Consider the following 4,631-nt stretch of genomic DNA (forward strand, 5'->3'; position numbering starts at 1 on the left):
CCGCGCCCGCCCTCGCGCGCCCCGCCAGGCGCGCCCGCGCCGCCGGCCGACTCGGCCGACACGCCGTCCTGCTTCCCCGCGGACTTGCCGGGCGCGGGCTTCGCGCCCTCGTCGCTCACGCTCATACAGCCGCTGAGTCCGGCGCAGGCGGCGACCGCCAGCGCGGTTGCGGCCCATCTCACGGGGGTGGGCAGTGGGCGCACGGAGGGCACCTCCAGGCATGAGGGGCACGGACGGAACACGCGCCCCGGCCGCAGCCGGGGAAGAACGCGTTTCTCAGCCCAACTCCCCGCGCGCCACAAGGGACACGCCCGAAGGCGAAGGGATCCGCGCGGACCCGACAGGAGGCCCCTGGGTCGCCGGTACCTCAGGCCCCGTGGACACCCGTCGCCCCAGCCGCCCCCCGTGGACGCCCGTCGCCCCGCGCGCCCCGCCCCGCACCCGTCAGCCGTACCCCAGCGCGTGCAGCCGCTCGTCGTCGATCCCGAAGTGGTGCGCGATCTCGTGCACCACGGTGATCTCCGTCTCCGCGACCACGTCCTCGCGCGACTCGCACATCCGCAGCGTCGGCCCCCGGTAGATCGTGATCCGGTCCGGCAGCACGCCGGCGTACCACTCGCCGCGGTCCGTCAGCGGCGTTCCCTCGTACAGGCCGAGCAGCTCGGGATCGTCCGGAGAAGGCTCGTCCTCCACGAACACCGCGACGTTGTCCATCAGCCGCGTCAGCTCCGGCGGGATCCTGTCCAGCGCCTCGGCGACCAGTTCCTCGAACTCCTCGCGTGTCATCTCCAGCACGGGGCCATTGTCCCTCCGCCGTCCCCCGTCCGGGGCGGCTCTCGCAGGCGGCGGGGAAACCGTTTTGGCGATAGCCGCCGGCATCCCATATGCTTCTCACGTCCCCGACGCGCTGATGAAGCGCCCAGGTGGGCCCTTAGCCCTCATCGTCTAGTGGCCCAGGACGCCGCCCTTTCAAGGCGGTAGCACGGGTTCGAATCCCGTTGGGGGCACGCACCACCGTGTGCGAGACTAGTTCTCGCGCACAACCTAGGTCCTGTGGAGCAGTTGGTTAGCTCGCCACCCTGTCAAGGTGGAGGTCGCGGGTTCAAGTCCCGTCAGGATCGCTGAAGCTGGAAACGGCTTCGTGGCTGGGTAGCTCAGTTGGTACGAGCGATCGCCTGAAAAGCGATAGGTCGCCGGTTCGACCCCGGCCCCAGCCACAATCAGAAGGCCCCCGTCCTCAGGACGGGGGCCTTCTTCATGCCGCCGCCTCCACTCCGCCCCGGCCCCTCCTCTTCACGCCTCCTCGCGCTCCCGCCGGCCCGACCTCAGGCCCCGTGCCGCGAACACCGCCGCCACCACCGCGACCACACCGACCAGCAGCGCCCCGTCCGGGACCGTACGGCCCAACGCCGCCACCCGCTCCTCCACGGCGAACGAGTCGTCTGCCGACAGCAGCCCCGGCAGCGCCGTCGTGCCGTCGAAGACCAGGAAGAGCGTGCCGAGCACCACGAAGAACAGCCCGGACAGCAGCGAGGTCGAGTGCGCCTCGAAGCGGCCGAGCCGGACGGGGCGGCCCCGCAGCCAGCGCCGCCGCCCCAGGTCGTACCGCTCCCAGAGCAGCGCGAGGACGAACAGCGGGACCGCCATGCCCAGCGCGTACACCGCGAGGAGCAGCCCGCCGAACGCCGGGCTGCCGCTCAGCGCCGCCACCGTCAGGACGCTGCCGAGGATCGGGCCCGCGCAGAAGCCGGCGAGGCCGTACACCAGGCCCAGGGCGTACACGGAGAGCGCCGTGGTCGGCCGGATCCGGCCGCTGACCTCGGCGATCCGGCGCGAGGCGAAGCCCAGGCCGAGGATCTGCAGCAGGCCGAGCGCGATGATCAGCCAGCCGCCGGACGTGACCAGGAGGTCCCGGTTGCCGTAGAACAGCCGTCCCGCGAAGGAGCCGGCCGCGCCCAGCGGTACGAGGGTGGTGGCGAGGCCCGCGTAGAAGATGCCGGTACGGGCGAGCAGCCGGCCCGGCGAGTCGATCGAGTACGCGAAGAAGGCCGGCAGGAGCAGGGCGCTGCACGGGCTGAGCAGCGCGAGCAGACCGCCCAGGAGCGCGGCCAGATAGCCGATGTCGCCGCTCATCGCGTAGTCGCCCCGCCCACGGCGCCGGCCTCCGTCGGCGATGCCGACGGCCCCGCCGCCTTCGTGCCCTTCGCCTTCGCGGTCCGGGCCGCCGCCTCGATCGCCCGGGTGAAGGCGTCCAGCGGCTGTGCGCCCGCGAGCGGGCGGCCGTTGACCAGGAAGGACGGGGTCGAGGTCGCGCCCAGCGAGTACCCCTGCTCCTGGTCGGCGCTCACCGACTCGCGGGCCGCCGCGCTCTGAGCGTCGCGGGCGAACCGCGCCAGGTCCCGGACCCCGGCCTCCTTCGCGAGCGCCGCGAGCCGGTCCGCGCCGAAGCCCTTCTCCTTCACGCCCTCCGCGTACGCCGCCCGGTGGAACTCCCAGAACCGCCCCTGCTGCCCCGCCGCCCACGACGCGCGGGCCGCGGCCTCCGACTCCTCGCCGAAGATCGGGAAGTTCCGCCACTCGATGCGCAGGGTGCCGTCGTCGACGTACTTCTTCACCAGCCGCGGCTCGGTGTTCCGGGCGAACTGCGCGCAGTACCCGCACTTGAAGTCCGCGTACTCGATGAGGACCACGGGCGCGTCGGCCCGCCCGAGCGCCAGCTCGTCGGCCGCGTCCCGGCGCGCGTACGCCTCCAGCTCCGGATAGACCTCGGCGGTCGGCTCGACGGACGCGTCGGCGAGGGCGGCGTCGCGAGAGGCCGGCTTCGTGGCGGTGTACGAGACGAGGCCGAGCACGGCGGCGGCCAGGGCCACCCCGGCCACGATCACGATCGGCTTGGACTTGGGCACGCGGAAACGCTCCTGGACAGCGAGGGAGGAGGGTGGGAGGTCGGGTCGGTGTGTCCCGAAATATTACGCACGCCCGTGGCGCACGCCTCGTAAATCGGTTCGCCGGTTCTCGTCCGCAGGTGCGATCCTGGACTCCGTATGTCTACTTCCTTCGCCGCCCTCCAGACCGTGCTGGCCGAGGTCTCGCTGCGGGACGCACACCGGCTCGGCCGCCGTCTCGAAGGCGCCCGCCGCATCCGCAAGCCCGAGGCCCGTCAGGCCGTGCTGGACGAGATCGCCGCCGAGGCCGGCAAGGCCAAGGAGCGCGTCGACGGGCGCGCCGCCCGCGTGCCCACCGTCACGTACCCCGAGCAGCTGCCCGTCTCCCAGAAGAAGGACGTGATCCTGGAGGCGATACGCGACCACCAGGTCGTGATCGTCGCCGGTGAGACGGGCTCCGGCAAGACGACGCAGATCCCGAAGATCTGTCTGGAGCTGGGCCGCGGTGTGCGCGGCATGATCGGCCACACGCAGCCCCGCCGGATCGCCGCCCGCACGGTCGCCGAGCGCGTCGCGGACGAGCTGAAGACCCCGCTGGGCGAGGCGGTCGGCTGGAAGGTCCGCTTCACCGACCAGGTGAACCCCGACGCGACCTTCGTGAAGCTGATGACGGACGGCATCCTGCTCGCCGAGATCCAGACGGACCGCGAGCTGCGCGCCTACGACACGATCATCATCGACGAGGCCCACGAGCGGTCCCTCAACATCGACTTCCTCCTCGGGTATCTGGCCCAGCTGCTGCCGAAGCGCCCCGACCTCAAGGTCGTCATCACCTCGGCGACCATCGACCCCGAGCGGTTCTCCCGGCACTTCGGTGACGCCCCGATCGTCGAGGTCAGCGGGCGTACGTATCCGGTGGAGGTGCGATACCGCCCGCTCCTCGAAGAGGCTGAGTCTGATTCTGGGGGCGACGACTCCGACCGCGACCAGATCACCGCGATCTGCGACGCCGTCGACGAGCTCCAGGCGGAGGGCCCCGGCGATGTCCTGGTCTTCCTCTCCGGCGAGCGCGAGATCCGCGACACCGCGGACGCCCTGAACAAGAAGAACCTCCGCCACACCGAGGTGCTCCCTCTCTACGCGCGCCTGTCGCACGCCGAGCAGCACCGGGTGTTCCAGCGCCACACCGGCCGCAGGATCGTTCTGGCGACGAACGTGGCCGAGACCTCGCTGACCGTCCCCGGCATCAAATACGTGATCGACCCGGGCAACGCCCGGATCTCCCGCTACAGCCACCGCACCAAGGTCCAGCGGCTGCCCATCGAGCGGATCTCGCAGGCCAGCGCCAACCAGCGCAAGGGCCGCTGCGGCCGTACGTCGGACGGCATCTGCATCCGCCTGTACTCGGAGGACGACTTCCTCGCCCGCCCCGAGTTCACGGACGCGGAGATCCTGCGAACGAATCTCGCCTCCGTCATCCTCCAGATGACCGCGGCCGGGCTCGGCGACATCGAGAAGTTCCCGTTCATCGACCCGCCGGACCACCGCAACATCCGCGACGGTGTGCAGCTGCTCCAGGAACTCGGCGCGCTCGACCTGGAGGAGAAGTCCCCCGGGGAGGGGAAGAAGGGGCAGCGGCTGACGCAGCTGGGACGCAAGCTCTCGCAGCTGCCCGTCGACCCGCGCCTGGCCCGTATGGTCATCGAGGCCGACCGCAACGGCTGCACGCGCGAGGTCATGGTCATC

4 protein-coding genes, 3 tRNA genes and 1 pseudogene are annotated in these 4,631 nt (G+C 71.5%); 4 read left to right on the plus strand and 4 right to left on the minus strand.

Annotation, left to right across the window (positions count from 1 at the left end; translation table 11 throughout):
• Together VIU94_RS08240 and VIU94_RS08245 are read right to left on the minus strand one after the other, a co-directional pair.
• Nucleotides 1-203, minus strand: a pseudogene (locus VIU94_RS08240) (hypothetical protein); the annotation flags it as partial.
• A gap of 241 nt (nucleotides 204-444) precedes the next feature.
• Nucleotides 445-795: a metallopeptidase family protein gene (locus VIU94_RS08245; protein WP_046909030.1), complete on the minus strand. Its 351-nt coding sequence runs from the start codon at nucleotides 793-795 to the stop codon at nucleotides 445-447.
• Nucleotides 796-934: 139 nt separating this feature from the next.
• Here VIU94_RS08245 and VIU94_RS08250 point away from each other — a divergent pair.
• From VIU94_RS08250 to VIU94_RS08260, 3 genes are all read left to right on the plus strand, one after another.
• Nucleotides 935-1,007, plus strand: a tRNA-Glu gene (locus tag VIU94_RS08250).
• A gap of 40 nt (nucleotides 1,008-1,047) precedes the next feature.
• Nucleotides 1,048-1,121 (plus strand) — tRNA-Asp (locus tag VIU94_RS08255).
• 22 nt (nucleotides 1,122-1,143) lie between these two features.
• Nucleotides 1,144-1,217: transfer RNA gene (locus VIU94_RS08260), tRNA-Phe, on the plus strand.
• 76 nt (nucleotides 1,218-1,293) lie between these two features.
• On the opposite strand, the gene VIU94_RS08265 is transcribed toward VIU94_RS08260, so the two are convergent.
• Both VIU94_RS08265 and VIU94_RS08270 read right to left on the minus strand, forming a co-directional pair.
• A complete protein-coding gene (locus VIU94_RS08265) occupies nucleotides 1,294-2,133 on the minus strand; it encodes a cytochrome c biogenesis CcdA family protein (RefSeq protein WP_331909143.1) in 840 nt (279 codons plus the stop codon).
• Nucleotides 2,130-2,906: a DsbA family protein gene (locus VIU94_RS08270; RefSeq protein ID WP_331909145.1), complete on the minus strand. Its 777-nt coding sequence runs from the start codon at nucleotides 2,904-2,906 to the stop codon at nucleotides 2,130-2,132. The genes VIU94_RS08265 and VIU94_RS08270 overlap by 4 nt, the downstream gene beginning before the upstream one ends.
• Before the next feature lie 138 nt (nucleotides 2,907-3,044).
• Here VIU94_RS08270 and hrpA point away from each other — a divergent pair.
• Nucleotides 3,045-4,631: ATP-dependent RNA helicase HrpA (hrpA, locus tag VIU94_RS08275; protein ID WP_331909147.1), on the plus strand; the 1,587-nt coding region annotated here is incomplete at its 3' end.

This window comes from Streptomyces sp. (genome assembly GCF_036566765.1).
GTDB lineage: Bacteria > Actinomycetota > Actinomycetes > Streptomycetales > Streptomycetaceae > Streptomyces.